The organism is Nocardia sp. CA-136227 (assembly GCF_050955695.1).
Classification (GTDB): domain Bacteria; phylum Actinomycetota; class Actinomycetes; order Mycobacteriales; family Mycobacteriaceae; genus Nocardia.
The window spans coordinates 6,523,349-6,547,604 of record NZ_CP192081.1 but is presented as its reverse complement, the minus strand read 5'-3'; the positions used below and the strand labels follow the sequence as shown (position 1 = coordinate 6,547,604).

Here is a 24,256-nt window from a genome sequence, read left to right as displayed (position 1 = left end):
CTGCCGCACCGCATCACGGCGGCCGCGGCTCATGCGCAGCGGAAGCCCATATCGGTGCGGTGGATGCGGGAGAAGAATTCCCACGCCGCCCGCGAGGCGTTCGGGCCACGGGCGTCGGTGAACTCGGCGGAGTCGGGATCGGCGGAACCGCCCGACCAGTAGTGCGCCATACCGTGGATCGTCCACAATTGCAGTGTGGGACAGTTCGTTTCGTGCTGTTGCCAGGACTCGACGGTGTAGGAAAGGCCCTCGGGTCTGTCGGCGACGCCATCGGTGATGCCGGTCGGCTGCGGGGGAATCCCATGCGGGTCGGCCTGGGCGGTGAGTACCAGGTTGTCGGTCTGTCGCCACTGCTCGATGACCTCGCGCCCGCATTCGTACGGCACCGCTGGATCGGCATCGCCATGGAATCCGATGACCGGGAGCACCCTGCGATGCTGCCTCTCGGCGGAGAATGCCTGTGCGGCCAGTTGTCCGGTGGACACGGTCGGCAGATACGGGCCCACGCAGCCGAGCGCGCCATGATCGAACGCCGCACCCGAGTGCACGCCGATGGCGGCGAACAGGTCCGGGAAATACGCGCCCAGCAGCGTGGTTTCGTAGGCCCCGGAGGACATCCCCAGCGCGTAGACCCGATCGGAATCGACGTGGTAGCGCTCGATGGCGAGCCGGGTCATCGCCGCGATCGCGGCGGCATCACCGGAAGCCCGGCTCTCGACAGCGGGCGCGAGCAGCCCCGACCAGCAGCGCTGTTGCAGCAGATGGAACGGGCTGCCGTCGACATAGAGGACCACGAACCCGCCGCCGCGAGCGATCGGATCCAGGAGATTGGCGCGATGCTGCTGTTCGGCGGTGGTCTTGCACCCGTGGATCATCACCACGAGCGCGGGGTTCTCCGGCAGGTCGCCCGGCACGAAAGCCTCGTAGCTGTACGTCAGTACGCCGGAGGTGTAGATGCCGGTGTCGACCCGGCCGGGTTCGTCGGGCCCGGCGGTCGATGGGGACGCGGTCGCGATCAGCAGGCCGATCAGGAGAACGACCAGGGGCAGCCGGATAGTGCCGCGGTGGTCGAATACGCGCATTGTTCCCCGGCTTTCACCGATGTGGTCGCGCACGGTCTCGATCGCGATTCCGCGGGCGCGGCTTCCCGAGAATTGTCCCGCAGGATCCGCGCGAACCTGTGGGGTTTGCGGTAGACGACCGGCTGGTCGGTTCAGACGAGATCGATGTCGTCGAGTAGGCGAGTGCCGAGATCGGTGTCGCCGGTGAGCGACACTTCGCAGTCGCGCCAGGCGGCGCGAGTCGTGCCCCAGAGGGGAAATTCCGTGGCGAGAGCGGTAATTCGCGTAGCCGCGCCCTCCTGCTCCCCGCGCCGCACGCGGACGCCGCGGCCCGGATCCGGTTCGATGCGCCAAGTGCCGCCGCCCGGGCCGTTGAAGGTGATCGCGACGGGGGCGTCGAGCCAGGCCAGGCGGTCGCGGTGCGACTGCTCCAGCAGGCTGGTCAACCAGGCCAGGATCGAGGCCACCCGCCGTTCGTCGGTCGGCGGGTGCGGGCGGTCCAGCGCCGGGGCGATGTCGTGGCGCAGGTGGGTGTGCCAGTCGAAGAGGAACATCGCCGGGAAGAGGCGCGTCGGGTAGTGGCCGAGCTCACCGACCCGCAGCCGGACGCGGCCGAGACCGGGCGCGCTCATGACGGCGAGGGCGGCGGTGCCGACTCGGGTCCAGGTCGCGAAGCCCTCGGCGACTTCCGCCGGCGACCGCCGACGCGACGCCGCCACCGCCCGCTCGTTGAGGCTCTCCACGTCCCTGGTGGCCATGAACGTGAGCGCGGCCGGGGTGACGACGGTACGCAGGTCGGCGGCCATATGCGCGACAACGTCTTTCACGCTCCAGCCCGCCGCCCGGCTGTCGGTCCGCCATTCGGCATCGGTGAGATCGGCGCAGTAGTCGAGCACGGCCTGTCGCTCGATGCGCAGCGCCGAGAGGTGGTCAGCAGTCGCGCTCACCCTGGGATCTTATCGGGTGGGGGCATCACCTCCAGGGTGGATCGCGGTCTCCTCCTGCGGGGTGTGGGAGCCGTGGATATGGTCGTATCGAACATCAGTCGGCGTGACAAGCGAGATCAGTCGCAGGCAGCCCGCCGTCGCGGAGATAGGTTTCGACGGCCTGGCTCACGCAGCTACTCGGGACGGTGAATGCTCCGTGCACGATGGCGTCTTGAAGCGTCACCAACCGTGACGCGGTCATGGCTCGGTGCAGGCCGACGCCTTCTTGGTATGCCGCGACCGGATCGCCGGTGGCCTGCACGATGAGCACAGGGGTGGCGTTGTGCACGTCGGTGCGTGGTTCGACGGGCGCGGGCCAGAAGGCACAGGGGGAGATGTTGTTGACCAGTGGTCCGAATACCGGCTGGTCGACGCGACTGAAACTCGAAATGCTTCGGTACCGCGCGGGCCGACCTGGATACCACCGTGGCGGCGATCAACCCCGAGATTCCGGCTGCTCGCACTGATCGAGTGCGGAATCGGTTGTCTTCCACGTCAATTCCTGACGTTATTCGGAACCGCGAAGCGCGGCAATCGGGGTTTCCCCCATATTCAGATGCGCCGTCATTGCTGATATTCAGTCCAAATATGTTCGTGCACAGAGGTTTTACCGATGTCAGGGTGCCATGACCGGGCCTGACTGGACCGTGACGTTCTGGATTCGACAGCTCGAACTCGCTCGCGAGCGCTTCCAGCAGCTCGACCTGCTGCTCCGGGTGGGAGGATGAGATGGAGCGGGCTGCCCGTTCGATGGTGTGCCGATTTATCGCGCCGATGAACAGGCCGAGCGGGGCCCTTGTGCTCCCGGTGGGGTGTGGAAGGCTGGGGTCATGAACCGACTGGGGATCGCGACGTCGCCCTACCTGCGTCAACATGCCGGGAATCCGGTGCATTGGCGGGAATGGGATGCGGAGGCGCTGGCCGAGGCGGCCGCGCGGGACGTGCCGATCCTGCTGTCGATCGGGTACGCCAGCTGCCACTGGTGCCATGTGATGGCGCACGAGTCGTTCGAGGACGACGCCACCGCCGAGCTCATGAACGAGAACTTCGTGTGCATCAAGGTGGATCGGGAGGAACGACCCGATCTGGACGCGGTGTACATGAACGCCACCGTCGCCATGACCGGGCAGGGCGGGTGGCCGATGACGTGCTTCCTGACGCCGGAGGGGGAACCGTTCTACTGCGGGACCTACTACCCGAAGACGCCGCGGCACGGGATGCCGTCGTTCGCGCAGGTGCTGACCGCGGTGGGCGAGACGTGGCGGAACCGGCGGGACGAGGTGAATACGGCGGCGGCGCAGGTGGGGGAGGCGCTGCGGCAGCAGACGGCGGGGTTGCCGGACGCCGGGGTCGGGATCAGCGCCGACCTGGTGCAGCACGCGGCCTCGGCCGTATCGAAGGATGTGGACGCTCAGCACGGCGGGTTCGGGGGTGCGCCCAAGTTCCCGCCGTCGGCCTTGTTGGAGGGGTTGCTGCGGCACCATGAGCTGACCGGGGATCTCGGTGTGCTGCAGACTGTTTCGTTCACCTGCGAGGCGATGGCCCGAGGCGGGATCTACGACCAGCTGCGGGGCGGGTTCGCGCGATACTCGGTGGACGCGGCCTGGGTGGTGCCGCACTTCGAGAAGATGCTGTACGACAACGCGCAGTTGGTGCGGGTGTACGCGCACCTGGCCCGACGCGGGCTCGACGCGCCCGGGAGTGAGCGCGGCGGAGAATCCTTGGCGCTGCGGGTGACTCGCGAAACCGTGCAGTTCCTCATGACCGATCTGGGGACCGAGCAGGGGGCCTTCGCGTCCGCGCTGGACGCCGACACCCACCTCGAACCGGGGCAGCCCGGGGTGGAAGGCGCCACCTACGTCTGGACGCCCGCGGAACTCAACGGGGTACTCGGAGCGCTCGACGGGGCTTGGGCCGCGGAGATCTTCGGCGTCACCACGGCCGGGACGTTCGAGCACGGCACCTCGGTGCTGACGCGGTACACCGACCCGAAACCCGTGGACCACGAGCGATTCGAGGCCATCCGGGCGGCCATGTCGGCGGCGCGGGAAAAGCGGCCGCAACCCGAGCGGGACGACAAGGTGGTCACCGCCTGGAACGGGATGGCCATCGTCGCGCTCGCGGAAGCCGGTGCCGCGCACGGGCATCCGGAGTGGATCGCGGCGGCGGTCCGGTGCGCGCGGTTCCTGCTGGACACCCATGTGACCGCCGGCCGGGTCTGCCGCGCCTCGCTGGGCGGTGTGCCCGGTACGGCGGCGGGCGTGCTCGAGGACTACGCCTGGCTCGCGCTGGGACTGCTCGCGCTGCATCAGACCGCCGGCGGGGACTGGCTCGCCGAGGCGCAGCGCGTCCTCGACGCGGCCATCACGCACTTCGCCGACGCGGACACCCCGGGGAGCTGGTTCGACACCGCCGACGACGCCGAGACCCTGCTGACCCGGCCGCGCGATCCGCTGGACGGCGCAACCCCTTCGGGGACTTCGGTTCTCGCCGAGGCCCTGCTCACGGCCTCCGCGCTCGCCGACCCGGATCGGGCTTCCCGCTACCGGCAGCTCGCCGACGAAACCCTCGCGCGGGGTGCGGTTCTGCTGGCTCGTGCGCCCCGCTCGGCGGGGCACTGGCTCGCGGTGGCCGAGGCCGCACTGCGCGGGCCCATCCAGGTGGCGATCTCGGCGGGCCCGGACGGCGAATCCGGCTGGGCCGCAACGCTGGTGGCCGCTGCCCGTGCCGCTGCTCCGGGTGGCTCGGTCATCGTCTCCGGCGCCGTCGACTCCCAGCCCCTGCTGGCCGACCGCCCGCCGGTGCGCGACACCTCCGCCGCCTACATCTGCCGCGGCTCGGTCTGCGACCTCCCGGTCACCACGGTCGAAGACGTCCGCGCCGGTCTGCTTCCGCCGCAATCGGCCTGACGGTTCGCCCGCAGTCCTCCCGCGCCCGCGCCGCCGAGTTGAGGCGCGGGCGCGGGTTTGGATGGTCAGGCCACGCGAGATCGCATGGCCTGGACGCGGTTTCCCGCCAGCACGGCGGCCGGAACGGCGACCAGGACCGCGAGGATGTGTGCGGCGCGAAAAAGCCCGATCAGCACGGAGGCCGGGGTCCAGCCGGTGAACAGCGCACCCGTGGAATCAGCGTCGAGCAGCGCGCTCAGCGGCTCCGCCACCAGCGAAGCCAACCCGACGGTACCCAGTCCGACCACGAGAATCGCGCGCGCCCATCGGCTTCCGAACAACATGCGTGCCGCGAGCCAGAACACCGTCAAATAGATCGCCGCCCGAACCCCCAGCCCGGCCGCGACACCCGACAGTCCGATCCCGGGATCCTCGAGCACCTGGGCCGCCCGCACCAGCGTCTCCGCCACTCCGGCGACCAGGGCCACCACCACCGCCCGATACGCGAGCACCGCCCGCTCGGGCCGCTCCCATCCCGCCGCCGACTTCCGCTCGAACGCGCCGATCTCCTCCATGCACTCACTGTCGGACTCTCGGTCTCGCTGGGAATCACCCTCGGGTACGAGTCCTCGCCGATCCGGTAGTACGACAGTGGGATCGAAGGGCCCGGCGGATGGGCCTGGTATAGCCAACGCGCATATTCCGTTGCCCGGAGGTACTGGGCGGTCTTACAGTCCGGTGCGTGTTGAGGTCATCTGTTTCATCGAAGTATTGCCAGGTCCCGTCGAGTTCGCACCCCACGTTCGCGCGGAATGAATGATCAGCGATCGGCGGGTTCGGGGGGTTGGGGTGCGGCCGGCCGGGGGTCGTCCTGCGGGGCGGTGCCGTTGCGGTGGATCGACGCGGGGGACGCGGGCACGACGGCCGGTACATCGGTCCAGCCCGGAGTGGGTTCCTTGCGGCCGCGGAGGTGGAGAGTGTCGTGCAGGATCCACTGTGTGCGCTCGGCGTCGGAGGCGGCTTCTATGACCGCCTGAGAGGCCAGAATCCGGCGGGGGACCAGTTTCGCCTCGGTGGTCAGGCGGGCGGCCTCGTTGACCGCGTCGCCGATGACCGTGAATTCCAGGCGGGTGTCGGTGCCGACGTCACCGGCGAACACGCAGCCGCGGGCGATGCCGATGCCCACCTCGAGTTCGCCGAGCGCGGCCACCTCGTCGCGGATGCGGCGGGCCGCCTTCAGCGCGGGGGTGGCATTGTCGTCGAGGGCGATGGGCGCGCCGAAGATGCACAGCGCCGCATCGCCTTCGAACTTGTTGACCAGACCGTGGTTGTCCTCGGTGGCCGCGACCACGATGGTCAGCAGCCGGTTGAGCTTGGCCACGAAGTCGTGCGGGGCGAGCTCGGTGGCCAGCGCCACCGAACCGGTGACGTCCACGAACAGGGCCGTCGCCTCCCGCATGTCGCCGGTGAGGCTGGGGCTGCCGGACAGCGCCCGCTCCGCCACCTCGTCGCCCACGTGCCGCCCGAAGACGGTCCGCATGCGCTCGCGCTCACTGAGATTGGCGGCCAGCTCGTTCACCGAATGCTCGAGCCGACCGATCTCGCTGGTGCTGTTGATGGTCACCCGCGCCTCGAGATCGCCGTGCGCGATCCGGTCGAGCGCGTCACGCAAGGTGTGCATGGGCGTGGCCACCGCGCGCGCCAGCGCCGCCGTCGCCACCACGCCCGCGGACAGCCCGACGATGGCCAGATAGATGCCGGTCCGGATGCGGTCGTCACTGTCGGTCGACGGATCGGCGAGCACGGTGATCAGCATGAGCAGCGGCACCGCGCCCGCCACCGCGAAGGTGACCAGCACGCGCGCCAGCACCGTATTGCTCCAGTGCGCGGTCTCGTCGAGCACCTCGGCCACGACCGGAATGGTCGGCCGGATCAGCCGGTCCACGATCAGATAGGTGAGCGCCGCCGACTCCAGTCCGCCGAGGGTGAACATCGACAGCACCACCGGGAAACCGCGGTCCTCGGTGGCGTGGGCGAAGATGGCGGCCGCCACGATCACGCCCGGCAGCCAGATGGCCAGCGCCCGGATGGTGATCGCCAGCGGTAGTCGCAGCAGTCGCCGGGCCTCGTGTTCGGTGGGCGGCCGATGCTGGTCCAGCCAGCCGAAGTAGTGCCGCCGGTCGCGCACCGCGAGCACGATGCCCGCGAGGGCGCCGATGGCCGGATAGATCGACACCCCGATGAAGGTGGAGATCCAGTTCGAACCGAGCCGGCTCAGGAAGCCGCTCAGGAACAGTTCGGTGGTGATCACCGCCAGGCCGCCGAGGTTGCACGCCATGACGACAGCAGACAGACCCCCCGGCGCCCGCAGCGCCCACAGGATGAGTCTGCTGGTCACGTCGCAGACTCTAGGGAACTTTCGGCCGAGATTGCACCTTTGTGGGGAATTACTCGATCAGCTCAGCAGGACCAGCCAGACCGCGACGTAGTGGCACAGTGCCGCGATCACCGTTGCGGCGTGGAAGAACTCGTGATGGCCGAACACCTCGGGCCACGGATCGGGCCAGCGCGCGGCGTACAGGATGCCGCCCACGCTGTAGGCGATGCCGCCCGCGAGCAGCAGAATCACCGGCGTCCAGCCGACATTGCCGATGAGCGTCCCGGCCACCGGGACTATCGCCCACCCGAGCAAGAGATACAGCGGCACCCCGACCCAGCGAGGGGCGGTGGGCCACAGCATCTTCAGCGCCACCCCGGCCAGCGCGCCCGCCCACACGATGGCGAGCAGCACGTTCCCGGCGGTCCCGCGCACCCCGAGCAGCGCGAACGGCGTGTAGCTGCCCGCGATGAACAGGAAGATCATCGAGTGGTCGGCCCGCTTCATCCACATGCGGGCGCGCGTGGTCTTCCAGTTCACCCGGTGATAGGTGGCGCTGATCCCGAACACCCCGCACACGGTGATGCCGTAGACCAGCGTCGACCACGCGGCCTTCCCGGACACCGTGCTCGCCACCGACACCAGCACGATCACCGCGATGGCGGCGACACCGACAGCCCAGGCATGGATCCAGCCGCGTAGGCGGGGCTTGATCAGGGTCAGTTCGTCGCGGACGGTTTCGATGAGACCCACCGGTTCGACGGGCTGCACTGCCTCGGCCATTAGTTTCCTCCTCGGTAACCTACGGTACCGTAGGTTAGATCGTTCACGCCCGTCGAGTGGGTGTCGTCACCAAGGGCCTCCCATGTTTCGCGGCTATGTCCCGGTCGCTCCGCCAACCGTTCCGGGGGCGTAGGGTTGCGGCCGTGAAGTTTGTGGGTCAGGTGCGTGGACTCCCATATCGCGTATACGAGGCACGGCTGGCCAGGCAGCTGGCGGGTAAGCAACATCCGCGGCACGTCGCCGTGATGTGTGACGGTAATCGCCGCTGGGCCAGGGAGAACGGGTTCAGCGACATCTCGCACGGCCATCGGGTCGGTGCGCTGAAGATCGCTGAGCTGGTCGGCTGGTGCGGTGAGGCCGGCATCGAGATGGTGACCCTCTACCTGCTCTCCACCGAGAATCTGGGCCGCGATTCCGACGAGCTGGAGACCCTCTTCGAGGTCATCACCGACGTCGTCGACGAACTGTCTGCGCCGGAACAGGATTGGAGCGTCCGCATCGTGGGCGCGCTCGATCAGCTCCCCGCCGAGTTCGCGCGGCGACTGAGCGAGGCGGCCAAGAGCACCGAGGGCCGCACCGGCGTGCACGTCAATGTGGCTATCGGCTACGGCGGCCGCCAGGAGATCGCCGACGCCGTCCGCTCCCTGGTCCGCCAGGAGATGGACGCGGGCGAGACCGGCGAGGATCTGGTGCAGTCGATCACCGTCGACGCCATCGGCCAGCACCTCTACACCTCGGGCCAGCCCGACCCGGATCTGGTCATCCGCACCTCCGGTGAGCAGCGCTTGTCCGGATTCCTGTTGTGGCAGAGCGCCTATTCGGAGATCTGGTTCACCGAGGCGTACTGGCCGGAGTTCCGGCGGGTGGATTTCCTGCGGGCCCTGCGTGATTACGCGGCCCGGCACCGCCGCTTCGGCGTGTAGACAACAGTCGGTCAACGGTTCCGTTGCAGTGCAACGGCTTCGACGTTCGCGGGACGGTCGCTGCCGTACCGTCTGGTGGTATGAGCGAGCTGCGTGAGGACTCGAGTGGTCTAGCGGAATCCCAGGTCGTCGCGGTGCCGTACCTGAGCTACGAGGAATTCGGGCGGAGATTCCTCGAGTACGCCGCCTCGCCGGAGCGGATCGCCGGGGCGTTCGGGAAGCTCACCGGGGAGGCCTTCGAATTCGGGCCGATCGGCGCGGGACCGGGCAAACTGGCCAAACTCTCGGCGACCGTGCGGCTCGGGCAGCCCCGGCTCAATCGCGAAATGGACGACATCATCTCGTTCGACCTGGTGATCCCGCTCAAGGTCGACCTGCTCATCGACCTCGCGGTGGACCGCTACCCGTTCCGGGTGGACGGCACCATCCACCTGCATCTGACCGTCCGCACCGCCGAACCTCTGCGGGTCCTCATCGAGATCGCCGACCCGCAGCCCAGCAATGTGCGGATCAATGTGGCCAGCGCCACCCGCCGCGGCGAGCTGCTGCGCATCATCGCCAGCGTGGATCACGAGATCCGCCGATTCGTGGCGCGCTACATCGCCACCGAGATCGAGAAGCCGCACATCAAGGCCGCCACCGACATCGATGTGGGCGCGCGCCTGGACGCCGCCTGGACGCTCTGACCCATCACCTGGACGTTCGGACTCACCGCCCCCCACCCTGTGCCTCGCTGCGGACACGCAGCGAGGCACGAGATTCAGAGCTTCCTGAGCCGCAGCCGGTTGATGGTGTGGTCGGAGTCCTTGCGCAGCACCAGGGTCGCGCGCGGCCGGGTCGGCAGGATGTTCTCCACCAGGTTCGGCCGGTTGGTGTTGTGCCAGATCTCCTTGGCCTGGTTGGTGGCTTCCTGGTCGTTGAAGTTCGCGTAGTGGTGGAAGTGCGAGTTCGGGTCCTGGAAGGCGGTCTTGCGCAGCGACAGGAAGCGCTGCACGTACCACTTCTCGATGTCCTCGATGCGGGCGTCGACGTAGACCGAGAAGTCGAACAGGTCGGACACCATCAGGCGCGGACCGGTCTGCAGCACGTTGAGGCCCTCGACGATGAGGATGTCGGGCTGGCGCACGCAGTGGTATTCGCCGGGCACGATGTCGTAGGCGATGTGCGAGTAGACGGGCGCGCACACCTCGGACGCACCGGATTTCACCTCGGTGACGAATCGCAGCAGCTTGCGCCGGTCGTAGGACTCCGGGAAGCCCTTGCGGTGCATGATGCCGCGCCGGGTGAGTTCGGCTGTCGGGTACAGGAATCCGTCGGTGGTGACCAGATCCACCCGCGGATGGTGGTCCCAGCGCGCCAGCAGCGCCTGCAGCACACGCGCGGTGGTGGACTTGCCGACCGCGACCGAGCCCGCCACGCCGATGACGAACGGCACCTGACGGTCGGGGTGGGTCTCGCCGAGGAAGGTGGCGGTGGCGGCGAACAAGCGCTGCCTCGCCGCGACCTGCAGGTGGATGAGTCGGGCCAATGGGAGGTAGACCTCGGCGACCTCTTCGAGGTCGATCTGCTCCCCGAGACCGCGCAGGCCGACCAGTTCTTCTTCGGTCAGCACCAGGGGAGTCGCCTTGCGCAGGGTGCGCCACTGCTTGCGGTCGAATTCCACGTAGGGGCTGGGCTCGCTCATCCGTGCCATTACTCGTGTCCTTGCATTCGACACTCGTGTCCTCGGATCTGACACTCGCTCCGCGTCGCCAACACTCCACGCATAGCCGAATTGTGCTCGGCTCCAACATCGAGGTGAACACCAGGTGTTGCTACTGGCCGGTAACCAGAGTGAGATAGGCGACATCACAGCCGTCGGGCGTGTCGGGTGAGGCTGCGCGGCACCGGGATCCGGGCCGCTCGCGCGCACCGCATCCCCTAGGGTCGAGATATGGCAGCGCATCCCCTGGTGACCGAGTATCTGCGGCTGGGACTGGCCTTCGACCGGCTGGAGGAGGGGTTCGTCGACGCCTACACCGGTGACCCGGCCCTGCGGCGCGAGGTCGAGAACGCGCCCGTGCCCGAACCGCGCGAGCTCGCGCACCGGGCCGCGGGCCTGCGCAAGGAACTGCCCGACGCGGGCCTGTCCGACGAGCGGGTCGAATTCCTCGACGTCCACCTGCGGGCGCTGGAGTGCTCCGGGCGCAAGTTCGCGGGGGAGGACATCTCCTTCGTCGACGAGGTGAGCGCCTACTTCGACGTGGACATCGCCCCGGGCGACACCGAGGACTACCGCGAGGCGCACCGGCAGCTCGACGAGGTGCTGCCGGGCGACGGCCCGCTGCTGGATCGCATCTCCGCGCACCGCCGCCAGGACGAGATCCCGCCCGAACGCCTGCGGGAATGCGTGGCCGCGTTCTCCGGCGCGCTGCGCGAGCTGGTCCGCGACCGCTACCCGCTGCCCGAGAACGAGCACGTGGAATACGAAGTGGTGGGCGACAAGCCGTGGTCGGGCTTCAACTACTACCTGGGCGACTACCAGTCCCGGGTGGCCATCAACTCCGATCTCAAGCAGCACCTGTCGCATCTGCCCGGGCTGATCGCGCACGAGTCCTACCCGGGCCACCACACCGAGCACTGCCGCAAGGAGGCCGGACTGGTCGGCGCCGGGCAGGACGAGCAGACGCTGTTCGTGGTGAACACCCCGCAGTGCCTGATGGCGGAGGGGCTGGCCGATCTGGCCCTGAAGTCGATCGTGGGCCCGGGCTGGGGCCGCTGGGCGCAGGAGATCTACGCCGATCTCGGACTGCGTTTCGATGGTGAACGCGCCGAGCGGATTTCGACGGCGTCGGCGAACCTGTTGAGCGTCCGCCAGGATGCGGCGCTGTTGCTGCACGACCGCAAGCGTGATTCGACCGAGGTCGCGGAGTATCTGCAGCGCTGGAGCCTGGTCACGCCGGAGCGGGCCACGCAGTCGCTGCGCTTCCTGTCCTCACCGCTGTGGCGGGCCTACATCTCCACCTATGTGGAGGGCTATCGACTGCTGGGCGGCTGGCTGGATCGGGCGGGCGATGCCGCCGAGCGGTCCGAGCGGTTCCGCCGTCTGTTGGACGAACCCCTCACACCCGGCGCGATCCGCCGCATGTGAGGGGTACTCCCCGAAAAGTCCGGAAGGGTCAGGCACCCCAGGCGTTGCAGGACGCGCCGCCGCTGGAGGCGGTGCACAGGGTGCGGAGCAGGGTGAACAGGATGTCGGTCGGGCCACCGGTCGCGATGTTGAACAGCATGTGATGAATCCTCGAAATGTGAGTAGGGGCAAGGACACTGACCCATCTGGGTCAGTCGTGCGTCACCTTACCGAGATTTGTTGCTCCGCCATAGCCTGGATCTGTGATTCTGTCCACTCGAAGGACTGTTAACGCGGTTGGCTAGGATGGGAGGACCGCGACTGGCGCACTCGAGGTGGAAGTAACCACCGGGAAGCACCCCAAGTCCGGCACCGCGCGCCTGGGTGCCTGGCGATCCCCGAATCCCGATTCGGGGGACCCGGACGACGGAGGTGCGCCATGCACGATTCCCTGAACCCACTGACCGACTCCGCGGCGGCGGCCAATACACTCGGCGGCGTGACGACCCAGACGAGCGCCTCTGTGAACAGCCAGTCCCTCGCCGAACTCGACCCCGAGGTCGCGGCCGCGATGGGCGGCGAACTCGCTCGCCAGCGCGACACCCTCGAGATGATCGCCTCGGAGAACTTCGTGCCGCGCGCGGTCCTGCAGGCGCAGGGCAGCGTGCTCACCAACAAGTACGCCGAGGGCTACCCGGGCCGCCGCTACTACGGCGGCTGCGAGAACGTCGACATCGTCGAGGATCTGGCCCGCGCCCGCGTCAAGGAGCTCTTCGGCGCCGACTTCGCCAACGTCCAGCCGCACTCGGGCGCGCAGGCCAACGCCGCCGTCCTGTCCGCGCTGATGAACCCGGGCGAGAAGCTGCTCGGCCTGGACCTGGCCCACGGCGGCCACCTCACCCACGGCATGCGCCTGAACTTCTCGGGCAAGCTGTACGAGGTGCACGCCTACGGCGTGTCCAAGGAAGACCACCGCGTCGACATGGACGAGGTCCGCAAGATCGCCCGCGACACCCGCCCGAAGGTGATCGTCGCCGGCTGGTCGGCGTACCCGCGCCACCTGGACTTCGCCGCCTTCCGTGAGATCGCGGACGAGGTCGGCGCGTACCTGTGGGTCGACATGGCGCACTTCGCCGGTCTGGTCGCCGCCGGGCTGCACCCGTCGCCGGTCCCGCACGCCGACGTCGTGTCCTCCACCGTGCACAAGACCCTGGGCGGCCCCCGCTCCGGCCTGATCCTGGCCAAGCAGGAGTTCGCCAAGAAGCTGAACTCCTCGGTCTTCCCGGGCCAGCAGGGCGGCCCGCTCATGCACGCCATCGCCGCCAAGGCCGTGGCCTTCAAGATCGCCGGCAGCGCGGAGTTCGCGGAGCGTCAGGCCCGCACCATCTCCGGCGCCAAGATCCTCGCCGAGCGCCTGACCGCCACCGACGCCAAGGACAAGGGCATCACCGTCCTGACCGGCGGCACCGACGTCCACCTGGTGCTGGTCGACCTGCGCAACTCGCAGCTCGACGGCCAGCAGGGCGAGGACCTCCTGCACGAGATCGGAATCACCGTGAACCGCAACGCGGTTCCGTTCGACCCGCGCCCGCCGATGGTCACCTCCGGTCTGCGCATCGGCACCCCGGCCCTGGCCACCCGCGGCTTCGGCGACGAGCAGTTCACCGAGGTCGCCGAGATCATCGCCGCCGCGCTGACCGGCTCCGGCGACCTGGACTCCCTGCGTCAGCGCGTCTCCAAGCTGGCTCAGGACTTCCCGCTGTACGACGGCCTCGAGGACTGGCGTCTGCTGGGCTGATCCCCGCCGAACGGCCGAGCGCCCGCCGCGATCTCACGATCGCGGCGGGCGCTCGTCGTTTCAGAAGGTCCAGAACCTGCGCGGGCCGCCGGTGAGCTGGGGCGCGTCGGCGGAGACGGTCGCGATCAACTCCTTGGGATGCGGGTTGACCCAGTTGCGCTCCGTCGAACCGTCGCGGAACACGACCGTGGGCACGGTCTCGTTGCCGTCGGCCACCGAGCGGACGAACGCCGCCGCGTCGGGGTCCTGCCAGATGTCGATCTCACGGTGAACGATGCCGTGCCGGTTGAGGACCCGGCGCATGCGCGAACAATAGGGGCAGCCGGGACGCCGGTAGACGATCAGCTCCGCGGTGGCATCAGCGCTCATTCTCGGAGTGTAGGACCGCCGCGACGGAACGGCCTATGCTGCAAGGGGATCGGAGGCGGGGATGACGACCACCGTTTTGCTGCTGGGATTGAAGTCGGCCGTGGTGGACGAGGTGCGCGAGCGCGTCGGCCTACCGGAGGTCGACATCCACGCGGGCACCGGGCCGGCCGATCTGCGGGACATGTTGGCGCGCACCCCGATCGACCACGTGATCATGGGTGCGGGCCTGGACCTCGAGGACCGGCTGAGCATCGTGCGCGCCGTCTTCGAATCCAGTGACCGCACCACCGTCCACATGAAGGACTTCGCCTCGGGGCCGCAGGGATTCGCGCCGTTCGTGCGTGCCGTGCTCACCGGACTGCACGGCACGCCGACCGGCTGAATTCCGCTGACGCCTCAGGCGTGCTTGGTGAGGTAGTCCATGTACATCGGCCGCAGCACCTCGCCCAGTTTGCCTTCCCCGGCGTGAAAGTAGTCGTCGAGCAGGGCCGCGGTGTTCCAGATGTCGACCTCGCCCTCACCCTGTTTGCCCGCCGCCACCTCGGCGCCGGGAATCGCCTTGAGCAGCTGCCACAGGAATTTGACGTCGCCGCGGCGGGCGGCCAGCTTCACGGCGCGGTCGTGCAATTCCTTGGTGGACAGCGTCGCCAGATCCGGAGTTTCGGCCATGGTCTCGACTGTAATGGAGCACATGACACAGCAACCGGGATACCGGGTCAAGCGCGTCTACGACGCCCCCGATGCCGCCGACGGCCACCGCGTGCTGGTGGACCGGCTGTGGCCGCGCGGCATCAGCAAACAGCAAGCGGCCATTGACGAATGGGCCAAAGACGTGACCCCGTCGAACGAACTTCGCAAGTGGTATCACGCCGCGCCGGAGACACGCCGTGCCGAGTTCGAGCGCAAGTATCGAATCGAGCTCGGGGCCGATGCGGCCCGCGAAGGTCTGGCGCACCTCCGGGAGGAGGCCGCGACCGGTCCGTTGACCCTGGTCACGGCTACGAAAGAGCCGGAGCACAGCCATGTCCCGGTACTTCTCGCGGAATTGGGCGAAACACCCTAACGGGACTCCCGTTAACCCGATCTTCACGAATGCGCCCGATAGTCCGGCGGCCGGATCGCGAATTCGGCGGTAGCGTCGGGGGTGCGGGCCGCGTAGGTGTGGCTCGTACGGGAGGTCCTGATCGTGACTGAGCAACTCAGTACGAGGGGGCCGGCACCCGGCCCTCGGGTCGTACGACCCCAAGGCTGACCGGCCCAGCGAGAACGCTCGCGCGGTGTCGCGCGAGTGGCAAAGGAGCCCACCGTGACTGATGCACGCTCCGTCAACGCTCCCACCAGGGACGCCGGCTCTGACCAGAGCCCGCGGCCCACGACACGGGGAGTTCGCGCCTCGCAGTTGTCCGATTCCGGACCGAAAACCTTCGTAGTCGACACGTCGGTGTTGCTGTCCGACCCCTGGGCCCTGACCCGCTTCGGCGAGCACCACGTGGTGCTGCCGCTCGTGGTGATCAGTGAGCTCGAGGCCAAACGCCACCACCACGAACTCGGCTGGTTCGCTCGCGAGGCGCTGCGCATGCTGGACGATATGCGCTTGGCGCACGGTCGGCTCGATCAACGGGTGCAGGTCGGCACCCAGGGCGGGACACTCCAGGTGGAGTTGAACCACACCGACCCCGCGGTACTGCCCGTCGGATTCCGCACCGACAGCAACGATTCCCGCATTCTGGCGTGCGCGCTCAACCTGGCCGCCGAGGGCCAGCGGGTCGCACTGGTATCCAAGGACATTCCGCTCCGGGTCAAGGCCGGTGCGGTCGGCCTGCAGGCCGAGGAATACCACGCCCAGGATGTCGTGATCTCCGGGTGGACCGGCATGGTGGAGCTCGAGGTGGCCACGGCCACCGTCGACAAGCTCTATGCCGATTCGATCATCGATCTCGACGAGGCTCGGGACATGCCCTGCCACACCGGGATTCGCATGGTCAGCCCGCGCGGCAGCGCCCTGGCCCGGGTCACGCCGGACAAACGGGTGCAGCTGGTGCGCGGCGACCGGGAGGCGTTCGGACTGCACGGGCGCTCGGCCGAACAGCGGATCGCGCTCGATCTGCTGCTGGACGAGAGCGTCGGCATCATCTCGCTCGGCGGGCGGGCCGGTACCGGTAAATCCGCGCTGGCGCTGACAGCCGGACTGGAGGCGGTGCTGGAGCGCCGCACGCATCGGAAGGTGGTGGTGTTCCGCCCGCTCTACGCGGTGGGCGGGCAGGAGCTCGGCTATCTGCCGGGCTCGGAGAGCGACAAGATGGGGCCGTGGGCGCAGGCCGTCTTCGACACCCTGGAGGGGCTGGCCAGCCCCGAGGTGATGGAGGAGGTGCAGGCGCGCGGCATGCTGGAAGTGTTGCCGCTCACCCACATTCGCGGGCGCTCGCTACACGACTCCTTCGTGATCGTGGACGAGGCGCAGTCGCTGGAACGCAATGTGCTGCTCACCGTCCTGAGCCGGTTGGGCAGCGGATCGCGGGTGGTGCTCACCCACGACGTGGCCCAGCGCGACAACCTGCGGGTGGGCCGGCACGACGGCGTGGCCGCGGTCATCGAGAAGCTCAAGGGGCACCCGCTGTTCGCGCACGTCACCCTCACCCGCAGTGAGCGGTCGCCGATCGCGGCGCTGGTCACCGAGATGCTGGAGGAGTTCGGACCGAATGCCTGACATTCGGTAGGTAGTCGACCCGCCCGGCCGGAGAGCGACGCGCTCTCCGGCCGGGTGCGGTCACCGAGAAGTAGCCCGGCCGATCCGGGGCGTCCCGCGCGGGCGTCCCGGACCCGGGAACGGCCATAGCGAAGACGAAATACTCGCGAATATCCCCGCGGTAGCCGATCTGCCGCTAGGTTGTTCGCGTGCACAACGTTTTGGCCGATCGGGACCTGCTGGATTCACTCGCCGCGGAGGTGGAGAACAACCTCACGCGGCATATCGACGCCAGCCCGGAGTGGCAGCCCCACGACTACGTGCCGTGGTCCGACGGCCGCAACTTCCAGGCCATGGGCGGAACCGACTGGGACCCGGCGCAATCCGAGCTGAGCGAGGTCGCCAAGACCGCCCTCACGGTGAGCGTCCTGATCGCCGACAACCTGCCCTCCTACCACCGTGAGCTGGGCAAGTACCTGCGCACCGGCCCGTGGTGGCGGTGGGTCGGCCGTTGGACCGCCGAGGAGAACCGGCACGAGATCCTCATCCGCAACTTCCTCATGGTCACCCGCGCCGTCGACCCCATCGCGCTGGAGCGCATGCGCATGGCGGCCATGACCGCCAGCTTCAACCGTCCCGGCATGCACCTGCTCGAGGTGCTCGCCGTGGCCGCCTTCGAAGAGGCCGCCGCCGCCGTCCGGCACCGCAATACCGCCCGCCTCGCCGACGACATCATGGTCGCGTCCATCGCCGACCGCCTGGCCGCCGACGACGAACTGCAGGCCGTCTTCTTCGCCAACCTGATCTCCGCCGCCCTGGACCTGGCCCCCGACCAGACCCTGCGGGCCATCGCCAATCGCGTCGCCGACTTCCAGGTGCCGGTGATCGAGCTGTCCGACGGCCGCTCCAGCGACGAGGTGCTGGCCGCGGCCGGGATCTACGACCGCGCCCAGGAGCCCGAGCTGGTGTTCGGACCGCTGCTCGAGCAGTGGAAGGTGTTCACCCGCACCGACCTCGGCGAGGACGGGGAGAAGGCGCGCGCCGAACTGGCCCACCTGCGCCCCTGAACCAGCCGACGCGGGTGGATCGGTCAACGCGCCTGAACGGCGGCCGCGACCGAACCGCCTGCCGCGCCCCGGAATCGCCGGGGCACCCAGCCTGACGCCGCGCCTCGTGCGCGGTTTCGATGCCGACGCCCGCCGCGAGAATCGTGGCGGGCGTTGTGCTTTCACGGGGCAGCCGTTGCGCCTTCGCGGTTCAGTGCGGGAGTATCGCGCGCACCACGCCGGTCGCCGTGCCGCGCAGGACGTTCTCCCACGAGAAATGGTCGTGCCACAGCGTGATGCGGCCATTGCGGAACTCGAAGGTGCCGCACACCCAGAACGCGATCTCGATCGGGCCCACCCGCAGGTAGTCGGTGCGCTCGGTGAGCACCACCCCGTCGTCGGTCGCGGCGATGTGGTGCATATCGGCCCGGAAGCCGAAGCGCGGGTTGTTGAACAGGCCCAGCACCCAGCGCACCCGGTCGATACCGCGTACGTCGGGCAGTGAGGTGTTCTTCCAGACGATGCCCGGGTCGGCCAGTTCGAGGGCCTCGGGCACGATGTTCATCTCCAGCGCGGCGAAGAATTCGCGCACGGTGGTGACCGGATCCTGCTTCAGCTCGGGTAGCTCCGCCATCTGCCGAGCGTAAGCCGAATCAGGGCCGCGGCACAGACATTCCCGGCAACTACCGCCGTGTCGCGATGAGCGACGCCACCCCGTCCAGGATGCGCTCGATGCCGTAGTCGAGGGCATTGTCGCGGCCCGCCGTGGCCGCGCTCTCGGTACCGGGGACCGCTTCGGCGAGCGCGACCGCCGCGTGCGGGAAGCGGTCGGCCTGGGTGAGGAACACCGCGGTCATCTCCCGCGCCAGTTCACCCTCGAGGTCCACGCCCGCGGTCCCGGTCTGCAGGCCCATCCCGCGCACGTGGTTGAGCAGCAGGACGACGGTGTCGAGGCGTTCCGCGTGGGTCAGGCCGCTGCGGTCCAGCACGGCGAGAGCGGTCTCCAGCCAGGCCAATTCGTTGGGGCCCATCACCCGGACGCCGGTGGCCAGTTCATTGAGCCACGGATGGGCGACGGCATTGCCGAAGAAGGTTCCGGACCACTCCCGCAGGTAGGCCCGCCACGACTCCGGATCGGCGGGGTCGGTGTGGTTCTCCGGCGGCGAGCTCAGCGCGGCGTCCAGCATGAGCGCGGTGAGCTCGGTCTTGCCGGGGACGTAGCGGTACAGGGCCATCTTGGCGCAGCCGAGCCGTTCGGCGAGCCGGGCCATGGACAGGCTGGCCAGGCCTTCGGCGTCGGCGAGGTCGACCGCCTCGGCGACGATCCGCTCGAGGGTGAGCGAGGGTTTGGGCCCGCGCCGGGGGCGGTCGGGGGTGCCCCAGAGCAGTTCGCGGGTGGTGGGTGCCGGCATGGTCGCCATCCTTCCGGATTTCTGGGTTGACACCTAACTGCGTCCACCATACTCTATTAATCATCAACAGCGTCCGACGGACGCAGTTACTGAAGGGGTCATCATGCGCAACACCACCGTCCTCGTCTCCGGCGCCAGCGTCGCCGGTCCCGCCCTCGCCTACTGGCTGGACCGCTACGGCTTCCAGGTGACCGTGGTCGAGAAGGCCCCCGCCCTGCGCACCGGCGGACAGGCCATCGACTTCACCGGCGAGACCCACATGACCGTGCTCGAGCGGATGGGCGTGCTCGCCGACATCGAACGCCGCCAGACCGGCAAGACCGACATGGTCATGCTCGACGAGTCCGGGCAGCAGCGGGCCCTCATCTCCGGCGATTTCACCGGCGGCGACATCGAGATACTGCGCGGCGACCTGGCCGCGATCATGTACGAGCACACCGCCGACACCTGCGAATACCTGTTCGGCGACACCGTCACCGCGCTCACCGAGACCGCCGACGGCGTGGACGTCGAATTCGCGCACGCCCCGGCCCGGCGCTTCGACCTGGTCGTCGGCTGCGACGGAATCCACTCGCGGGTACGGAAACTGACCTTCGGACCCGAATCCGAATTCCTCGCCTACCGGGGTTACTACTACGCGCTCGCGGGCGCGTCGCTGTGGGAGGACGCCGACGCCCCGCGCGAGCGGGCGGTGTCCCACGGCTGGACCGCGCCCGGGCTGCTCGCTGTCAACGGCGGGGCGAAGGCCGCGCAGATGTACATGTTCGCCTCACCCGAACTCGATTACTCGCGAGACGATTTCGACGAGCAGCGCCGGATCGTCGCCGAGAAGTTCGCCGGCATGGGCGGCGACGTGCCCGCCATGCTGGCCGACCTCCCGCACCTCGACGGGTTCTACCTGGACTCGCTGAGCAAGGTGACGATGAAGAACTTCGTGTCCGGGCGCGTGGCCCTGGTCGGCGACGCCGGGTACGGCAACACCCTCGCCGGATTCGGCACCGGGCTCGCCGTCGTCGGCGCGTACGTCCTGGCCGGGGAACTGGCCGTCGCCGACGGCGACCACACCGTCGCCTTCGCCCGGTACGAGGACATCATGAAGCGCTACCTGCGCAAGGCCGACGACGCCCGCCCCGGCCCGTTCCTGGCCCCGAAAACCGCCCTGGGCCTGCGTCTCCGCAACTGGTTCCTGGGATCCTGGGCCTTCGACATGATGCTGAAGTACGCCGATTCCGCGAAGAACGACATCGAATTGCGGGACTACCCGGCCCTGGTCTCCCACTGAGCCGGCCGCCGTGGGTTCAACGCCAGGGCCCGAACAGCCCGTTCGCGTACTCGGTCAGCGCGTTCTGCAGGAACGGCCCGAAACTCACTCGGGCCACACCCAATTCGGCGAAGTACTCCCGCCCGCCCTGGGTGGGGATGCCGATGGAATTGATCGGCAACGGCAGTTCCCCGGTGAGCCGCCGCAACACCTCCGGCTCGTGCCGGCCGACCGGATAGAGCACGTCGGCCCCGGCGGCCGCGGCGAGCCGCAACCGCTCGAGCGCGCTGTCCAACCGCTCCGCCGGAGTCCCGGTATCGGGACGCAGGAATACGTCGGTGCGCGCGTTCACCACGACATGCACCCCGGTCGCATCGGCGGCCCGCCGCAATTCACCGACCAGATCAGCGTGCTCCTGCGGCTCCCGCAGCCGCCCACCCTCGCTGTGCACGGTGTCCTCGATATTGAGACCGACCGCCCCGGCCTCCAGCAGACCCTCGATCAGGGTCGCGGGCTTCTGCGCATACCCGGACTCGATATCCACCGAGACGGGAATGTCCACGGCGGCCGTGATCTCCCGAATCCGCGAGGTCACCTCGGAGAAGGTCATCCCCTCCCGATCGGCCTTCCCCAGCGAATTCGCCAGCGGATGGCTCCCGACGGTGATCGCCGAGAACCCGGCCTCCCGGACGAGAGTCGCGGACCAGGCATCCCACACGGTCGGCAGAATGACGGGATTACCGGGCTGGTGCAGAGCGAGAAAGTCGGCGGCTTGCTGCTCGAGGCTCATGATTCGATCCTGCCTGATGATGTCGGTCGGCGAAAGGTGGACTGCGCCACCGGCACCGGGTCTCACACCGGTGCCGGGGGTGCCGAAGGTCAGTTGCCGTCGACCTTGGCCATCGAGAGCACGTTCAGGCGGCGGTCGAGTTCCTCGAGCGAGAGGTTGTCGCCGATCAGGCCGCGGTCGATGACCGTCTGGCGGATTGTCTTGTGTTCCTTCAGGGCCTGCTTGGCCACGGCGGCGGCTTCCTCATAGCCGATGGCCGAGTTCAGCGGGGTCACGATGGACGGGGAGGATTCCGCGAGGTGCCGCAGGCGGTCGACGTCGGCCACCAGGCCGGACACGCACTTGTCGGCGAACAGGCGGGAGACGTTGGCCAGCAGGCGGATCGACTCGAGAACGTTGCGGGCCATCACGGGGATGTAGACGTTCAGCTCGAACGCGCCGTTGCCGCCGCCCCAGGCGATGGCGGCGTCATTGCCGATGACCTGCGCGGCCACCTGCGTAACCGCCTCGGGGAGGACCGGATTCACCTTGCCGGGCATGATCGAGGAGCCGGGCTGGAGATCCGGGAGCTGGAGTTCGGCGAGGCCGGTGAGCGGTCCCGAACCCATCCAGCGAATGTCGTTGGCGATCTTGGTGAGGCTGATCGCGACCGTGCGCAGGGCGCCGGACAGCTCCACCAGGGCGTCGCGGGCGGCCTGGGCCTCGAAGTGGTCGCGGGCCTCGGACAAGTGGTCGAGGTCGGTCGCCTTCGTCAGTTCCGCAACGACTTTCGCGCCGAACCCGGCGGGGGCGTTGAGACCGGTGCCGACGGCGGTGCCGCCGATGGCCAGCTCACCGACCCGCGGCAGAGTCGCCAGCAGGCGTTCGACGCCCGCGCCCACCTGGCGGGTGTAGCCGCCGAACTCCTGGCCCAGGGTGACCGGGACCGCGTCCATCAGGTGGGTGCGGCCGGACTTCACCACCGACTTCCACTCCCGCGACTTGTCCTGCAACGCCAGCCGCAGATGATCCAGGGCCGGGATCAGCTCCTTGACCACGGCCTCGGTGGCCGCGAGATGCGTTGCGGTGGGGAAGGTGTCATTGGAGGACTGCGACATGTTCACGTCGTCGTTGGGGTGCACGGTCACGCCGTCGCGGGCGGCGATGCTCGCGATCACCTCGTTGGCGTTCATGTTCGAACTGGTGCCGGACCCGGTCTGGAACACGTCGATCGGGAACTGGTCGTCGTGGCGCCCGTCGGCGACCTCGTTGGCGGCCGCGATGATGGCGTCCGCCTTGGTCTTGTCCAGCAGCCCCAGATCGCGGTTCACCGCGGCGCAGGCCGCCTTCAGCAGGCCGAGCGCGCGAATCTGCGCGCGCTCCAGGCCACGTCCGCTGATCGGGAAGTTCTCCACCGCGCGCTGCGTCTGCGCGCGCCACAGGGCGTCGACGGGGACACGAACCTCACCCATCGTGTCGTGCTCGATCCGGTACTCGGTCATGAATTCGACCCTAGGCCCGTCCCGCGCCGCGCGGGAGTGCCACGCCTGAGGGAATCGGCACACGCGGGCCGGGAATAGGGCCACCCGCGCGCCGGAAAAGAAGCCGCCCCGGTGGATGTATCCACCGGGGCGGCAATCAGTTTGGCGATGCCGATCAGGGCAGCGGCGGGGTGGCGTGCTCGTCGCCCACGAAGTCCACCGACGCGTACTCGCGCAGCTTGGTCAGACGGTGGAAGCCGTCGATCATGCGGATGGTGCCGGACTTGGCGCGCATCACGATGGACTGGGTGTAGGCGCCGCCACCGTAGTAGCGCACGCCCTTGAGCAGGTCACCGTCGGTGACGCCGGTGGCGCTGAAGAACACGTCGTCGCCGGAGACCAGGTCGGTGGTCGACAGGATCCGGTCCAGGTCGTGGCCGGCGTCGATAGCCTTCTGCTTCTCGGCATCGTCCTTCGGGGCCAGCTTGGCCTGCAGCGCGCCGCCCATGCAGCGCATGGCGGCCGCGGCGATGATGCCCTCCGGGGTGCCGCCGATGCCGATCAGCATGTCGACGCCGGACTCCGGGCGAGCGGTGGCGATCGCACCGGCCACGTCACCGTCGGAGATGAGGCGGATGCGGGCGCCCGCCTCGCGCACGGCCTTCATGTGGTCGGCGTGGCGAGGACGGTCCAGGATGCAGACGGTGAGGTCCGAGATCGCGGAGTTCTTGGCCTTGGCGACGCGGCGCAGGTTCTCCGAGATCGGGGCGCTCAGGTCGATGACATCGGCGGCGTCAGGGCCGACGGCGATCTTCTCCATGTAGAACACGGCCGACGGGTCGAACATGGCGCCGCGCTCGGCGACCGCCAGCACGGAGATGGCGCCGGGGGAGCCCTTCGACATCAGGGTGGTGCCGTCGATCGGGTCGACCGCGAAGTCCAGCTCGGCGCCGGTGCCGTCGCCGACCAGCTCGCCGTTGTACAGCATGGGCGCTTCGTCCTTCTCGCCCTCACCGATCACCACGATGCCGCGCATGGAGACGGTCGCGACCAGCTGACGCATGGCGTCCACGGCAGCGCCGTCGCCGCCTTCCTTGTCACCCCGGCCTACCCAGCGGCCCGCGGCCATGGCGCCGGCCTCGGTGACCCGGACCAACTCGAGTGCGAGGTTGCGGTCCGGTGCCTCGCGGCGGCTGGATGCGGTCATGAGAGGAGCCTCCTTGTTGTCAACTGCTGCGTAAATTGTCGCATTGCGGTTTTGGGCTCCATGCAAGTACTGACGTTTCACTTTCGCCCTGGTCGTGGAC

Annotated in this window: 24 protein-coding genes and 1 riboswitch; of the genes, 10 read left to right on the top strand and 14 right to left on the bottom strand. The window is 68.7% G+C overall.

The window, feature by feature from the left end; translation table 11 throughout:
- Window positions 1-29 precede the first annotated feature (29 nt).
- The 3 genes from ACQP06_RS30420 to ACQP06_RS30410 all read right to left on the bottom strand — a co-directional run bounded on the left by ACQP06_RS30420 (window position 30) and on the right by ACQP06_RS30410 (window position 2,438).
- Entirely contained in the window at window positions 30-1,082 is a 1,053-nt protein-coding gene (locus ACQP06_RS30420) for an extracellular catalytic domain type 1 short-chain-length polyhydroxyalkanoate depolymerase (RefSeq protein WP_433668186.1), read from the bottom strand.
- A 131-nt stretch (window positions 1,083-1,213) separates the two neighbouring features.
- Window positions 1,214-2,008 carry a maleylpyruvate isomerase family mycothiol-dependent enzyme gene (locus ACQP06_RS30415; protein WP_433668185.1) on the bottom strand — a complete coding sequence of 265 codons (795 nt, stop codon included), beginning with the start codon at window positions 2,006-2,008 and terminating at the stop codon, window positions 1,214-1,216.
- A gap of 94 nt (window positions 2,009-2,102) precedes the next feature.
- Window positions 2,103-2,438: an alpha/beta hydrolase gene (locus ACQP06_RS30410; RefSeq protein ID WP_433673475.1), complete on the bottom strand. Its 336-nt coding sequence runs from the start codon at window positions 2,436-2,438 to the stop codon at window positions 2,103-2,105.
- Window positions 2,439-2,877: 439 nt separating this feature from the next.
- Here ACQP06_RS30410 and ACQP06_RS30405 point away from each other — a divergent pair, with 439 nt between their 5' ends.
- Complete coding sequence (locus ACQP06_RS30405; protein ID WP_433668183.1) at window positions 2,878-4,956, top strand: thioredoxin domain-containing protein; 2,079 nt, start codon at window positions 2,878-2,880, stop codon at window positions 4,954-4,956.
- A 65-nt stretch (window positions 4,957-5,021) separates the two neighbouring features.
- Here the strand turns inward: ACQP06_RS30405 and ACQP06_RS30400 are convergent, their stop codons facing one another.
- The 3 genes from ACQP06_RS30400 to trhA all read right to left on the bottom strand — a co-directional run bounded on the left by ACQP06_RS30400 (window position 5,022) and on the right by trhA (window position 8,095).
- Complete coding sequence (locus ACQP06_RS30400; RefSeq protein ID WP_433668181.1) at window positions 5,022-5,510, bottom strand: hypothetical protein; 489 nt, start codon at window positions 5,508-5,510, stop codon at window positions 5,022-5,024.
- 245 nt (window positions 5,511-5,755) lie between these two features.
- The gene (locus ACQP06_RS30395; protein ID WP_433668179.1) at window positions 5,756-7,333 is read right to left on the bottom strand and encodes an adenylate/guanylate cyclase domain-containing protein; all 1,578 of its coding nucleotides are present in this window, start codon (window positions 7,331-7,333) and stop codon (window positions 5,756-5,758) included.
- A gap of 57 nt (window positions 7,334-7,390) precedes the next feature.
- Window positions 7,391-8,095 carry a PAQR family membrane homeostasis protein TrhA gene (gene trhA, locus ACQP06_RS30390; protein WP_433668177.1) on the bottom strand — a complete coding sequence of 235 codons (705 nt, stop codon included), beginning with the start codon at window positions 8,093-8,095 and terminating at the stop codon, window positions 7,391-7,393.
- A gap of 95 nt (window positions 8,096-8,190) precedes the next feature.
- Here trhA and ACQP06_RS30385 point away from each other — a divergent pair, with 95 nt between their 5' ends.
- Complete coding sequence (locus tag ACQP06_RS30385) at window positions 8,191-9,018, top strand: isoprenyl transferase (RefSeq protein WP_433668175.1); 828 nt, start codon at window positions 8,191-8,193, stop codon at window positions 9,016-9,018.
- 80 nt (window positions 9,019-9,098) lie between these two features.
- Entirely contained in the window at window positions 9,099-9,704 is a 606-nt protein-coding gene (locus ACQP06_RS30380; protein ID WP_433668173.1) for a hypothetical protein, read from the top strand.
- Window positions 9,705-9,778: 74 nt separating this feature from the next.
- Here the strand turns inward: ACQP06_RS30380 and coaA are convergent, their stop codons facing one another.
- Window positions 9,779-10,711 (bottom strand): type I pantothenate kinase, encoded by a 933-nt coding sequence (gene coaA, locus ACQP06_RS30375; protein WP_357091711.1) that lies wholly within the window; start codon window positions 10,709-10,711, stop codon window positions 9,779-9,781.
- 240 nt (window positions 10,712-10,951) lie between these two features.
- Here coaA and ACQP06_RS30370 point away from each other — a divergent pair, with 240 nt between their 5' ends.
- Both ACQP06_RS30370 and glyA read left to right on the top strand, forming a co-directional pair.
- On the top strand, window positions 10,952-12,148 hold the full coding sequence (locus ACQP06_RS30370) for a DUF885 domain-containing protein (RefSeq protein WP_433668172.1): 1,197 nt from the start codon (window positions 10,952-10,954) through the stop codon (window positions 12,146-12,148).
- 286 nt (window positions 12,149-12,434) lie between these two features.
- A riboswitch (ZMP/ZTP riboswitch) is annotated at window positions 12,435-12,520 on the top strand.
- A 106-nt stretch (window positions 12,521-12,626) separates the two neighbouring features.
- A complete protein-coding gene (gene glyA / locus ACQP06_RS30365; protein ID WP_433668170.1) occupies window positions 12,627-13,925 on the top strand; it encodes a serine hydroxymethyltransferase in 1,299 nt (432 codons plus the stop codon).
- Between the two features lie 60 nt (window positions 13,926-13,985).
- On the opposite strand, the gene ACQP06_RS30360 is transcribed toward glyA, so the two are convergent.
- The gene (locus ACQP06_RS30360) at window positions 13,986-14,294 is read right to left on the bottom strand and encodes a glutaredoxin domain-containing protein (protein WP_357280118.1); all 309 of its coding nucleotides are present in this window, start codon (window positions 14,292-14,294) and stop codon (window positions 13,986-13,988) included.
- A 61-nt stretch (window positions 14,295-14,355) separates the two neighbouring features.
- Between ACQP06_RS30360 and ACQP06_RS30355 the strand changes: the two genes are divergently transcribed.
- A complete protein-coding gene (locus tag ACQP06_RS30355; protein WP_433668167.1) occupies window positions 14,356-14,676 on the top strand; it encodes a hypothetical protein in 321 nt (106 codons plus the stop codon).
- A 14-nt stretch (window positions 14,677-14,690) separates the two neighbouring features.
- On the opposite strand, the gene ACQP06_RS30350 is transcribed toward ACQP06_RS30355, so the two are convergent.
- Window positions 14,691-14,963, bottom strand: a complete 273-nt coding sequence (locus ACQP06_RS30350) for a hypothetical protein (RefSeq protein ID WP_433668166.1) — start codon at window positions 14,961-14,963, stop codon at window positions 14,691-14,693.
- A 13-nt stretch (window positions 14,964-14,976) separates the two neighbouring features.
- Between ACQP06_RS30350 and ACQP06_RS30345 the strand changes: the two genes are divergently transcribed.
- The 3 genes from ACQP06_RS30345 (at window position 14,977) to ACQP06_RS30335 (ending at window position 18,047) form a co-directional block, all read left to right on the top strand.
- Entirely contained in the window at window positions 14,977-15,357 is a 381-nt protein-coding gene (locus ACQP06_RS30345; RefSeq protein ID WP_433668165.1) for a DUF488 domain-containing protein, read from the top strand.
- 336 nt (window positions 15,358-15,693) lie between these two features.
- Window positions 15,694-17,001, top strand: a complete 1,308-nt coding sequence (locus tag ACQP06_RS30340) for a PhoH family protein (RefSeq protein ID WP_433673474.1) — start codon at window positions 15,694-15,696, stop codon at window positions 16,999-17,001.
- 188 nt (window positions 17,002-17,189) lie between these two features.
- Window positions 17,190-18,047, top strand: coding sequence for an acyl-ACP desaturase (locus tag ACQP06_RS30335; protein WP_433668163.1), 858 nt, complete (start codon window positions 17,190-17,192; stop codon window positions 18,045-18,047).
- 190 nt (window positions 18,048-18,237) lie between these two features.
- Here the strand turns inward: ACQP06_RS30335 and ACQP06_RS30330 are convergent, their stop codons facing one another.
- On the bottom strand, window positions 18,238-18,660 hold the full coding sequence (locus ACQP06_RS30330) for a limonene-1,2-epoxide hydrolase family protein (RefSeq protein ID WP_357091684.1): 423 nt from the start codon (window positions 18,658-18,660) through the stop codon (window positions 18,238-18,240).
- A 49-nt stretch (window positions 18,661-18,709) separates the two neighbouring features.
- Window positions 18,710-19,438 carry a TetR/AcrR family transcriptional regulator gene (locus tag ACQP06_RS30325; RefSeq protein ID WP_433668162.1) on the bottom strand — a complete coding sequence of 243 codons (729 nt, stop codon included), beginning with the start codon at window positions 19,436-19,438 and terminating at the stop codon, window positions 18,710-18,712.
- Between the two features lie 103 nt (window positions 19,439-19,541).
- Between ACQP06_RS30325 and ACQP06_RS30320 the strand changes: the two genes are divergently transcribed.
- On the top strand, window positions 19,542-20,720 hold the full coding sequence (locus ACQP06_RS30320; RefSeq protein ID WP_433668160.1) for an FAD-dependent monooxygenase: 1,179 nt from the start codon (window positions 19,542-19,544) through the stop codon (window positions 20,718-20,720).
- Window positions 20,721-20,736: 16 nt separating this feature from the next.
- Here the strand turns inward: ACQP06_RS30320 and ACQP06_RS30315 are convergent, their stop codons facing one another.
- The 3 genes from ACQP06_RS30315 to glpX form a co-directional block, all read right to left on the bottom strand.
- A complete protein-coding gene (locus ACQP06_RS30315) occupies window positions 20,737-21,492 on the bottom strand; it encodes an isocitrate lyase/PEP mutase family protein (protein WP_433673473.1) in 756 nt (251 codons plus the stop codon).
- Window positions 21,493-21,578: 86 nt separating this feature from the next.
- Window positions 21,579-22,970: a class II fumarate hydratase gene (locus tag ACQP06_RS30310; RefSeq protein ID WP_433668158.1), complete on the bottom strand. Its 1,392-nt coding sequence runs from the start codon at window positions 22,968-22,970 to the stop codon at window positions 21,579-21,581.
- 154 nt (window positions 22,971-23,124) lie between these two features.
- Window positions 23,125-24,156 carry a class II fructose-bisphosphatase gene (gene glpX, locus ACQP06_RS30305; protein WP_433668156.1) on the bottom strand — a complete coding sequence of 344 codons (1,032 nt, stop codon included), beginning with the start codon at window positions 24,154-24,156 and terminating at the stop codon, window positions 23,125-23,127.
- Between the last annotated feature and the right edge of the window lie 100 nt (window positions 24,157-24,256).

What these genes read in the sequence shown, in the direction of transcription:
- ACQP06_RS30310 (WP_433668158.1), bottom strand. Translation starts at nt 22,970, where the DNA reads ATGACCGAGTACCGGATCGAGCACGACACGATGGGTGAGGTTCGTGTC.
- trhA (WP_433668177.1), bottom strand. Translation starts at nt 8,095, where the DNA reads ATGGCCGAGGCAGTGCAGCCCGTCGAACCGGTGGGTCTCATCGAAACC.
- ACQP06_RS30345 (WP_433668165.1), top strand. Translation starts at nt 14,977, where the DNA reads ATGGAGCACATGACACAGCAACCGGGATACCGGGTCAAGCGCGTCTAC.
- ACQP06_RS30400 (WP_433668181.1), bottom strand. Translation starts at nt 5,510, where the DNA reads ATGGAGGAGATCGGCGCGTTCGAGCGGAAGTCGGCGGCGGGATGGGAG.
- ACQP06_RS30370 (WP_433668172.1), top strand. Translation starts at nt 10,952, where the DNA reads ATGGCAGCGCATCCCCTGGTGACCGAGTATCTGCGGCTGGGACTGGCC.
- ACQP06_RS30360 (WP_357280118.1), bottom strand. Translation starts at nt 14,294, where the DNA reads ATGAGCGCTGATGCCACCGCGGAGCTGATCGTCTACCGGCGTCCCGGC.
- ACQP06_RS30380 (WP_433668173.1), top strand. Translation starts at nt 9,099, where the DNA reads ATGAGCGAGCTGCGTGAGGACTCGAGTGGTCTAGCGGAATCCCAGGTC.
- ACQP06_RS30330 (WP_357091684.1), bottom strand. Translation starts at nt 18,660, where the DNA reads ATGGCGGAGCTACCCGAGCTGAAGCAGGATCCGGTCACCACCGTGCGC.
- ACQP06_RS30320 (WP_433668160.1), top strand. Translation starts at nt 19,542, where the DNA reads ATGCGCAACACCACCGTCCTCGTCTCCGGCGCCAGCGTCGCCGGTCCC.
- ACQP06_RS30405 (WP_433668183.1), top strand. Translation starts at nt 2,878, where the DNA reads ATGAACCGACTGGGGATCGCGACGTCGCCCTACCTGCGTCAACATGCC.
- coaA (WP_357091711.1), bottom strand. Translation starts at nt 10,711, where the DNA reads ATGGCACGGATGAGCGAGCCCAGCCCCTACGTGGAATTCGACCGCAAG.
- ACQP06_RS30355 (WP_433668167.1), top strand. Translation starts at nt 14,356, where the DNA reads ATGACGACCACCGTTTTGCTGCTGGGATTGAAGTCGGCCGTGGTGGAC.
- ACQP06_RS30350 (WP_433668166.1), bottom strand. Translation starts at nt 14,963, where the DNA reads ATGGCCGAAACTCCGGATCTGGCGACGCTGTCCACCAAGGAATTGCAC.
- ACQP06_RS30385 (WP_433668175.1), top strand. Translation starts at nt 8,191, where the DNA reads ATGTCCCGGTCGCTCCGCCAACCGTTCCGGGGGCGTAGGGTTGCGGCC.
- ACQP06_RS30325 (WP_433668162.1), bottom strand. Translation starts at nt 19,438, where the DNA reads ATGCCGGCACCCACCACCCGCGAACTGCTCTGGGGCACCCCCGACCGC.
- glpX (WP_433668156.1), bottom strand. Translation starts at nt 24,156, where the DNA reads ATGACCGCATCCAGCCGCCGCGAGGCACCGGACCGCAACCTCGCACTC.
- ACQP06_RS30420 (WP_433668186.1), bottom strand. Translation starts at nt 1,082, where the DNA reads ATGCGCGTATTCGACCACCGCGGCACTATCCGGCTGCCCCTGGTCGTT.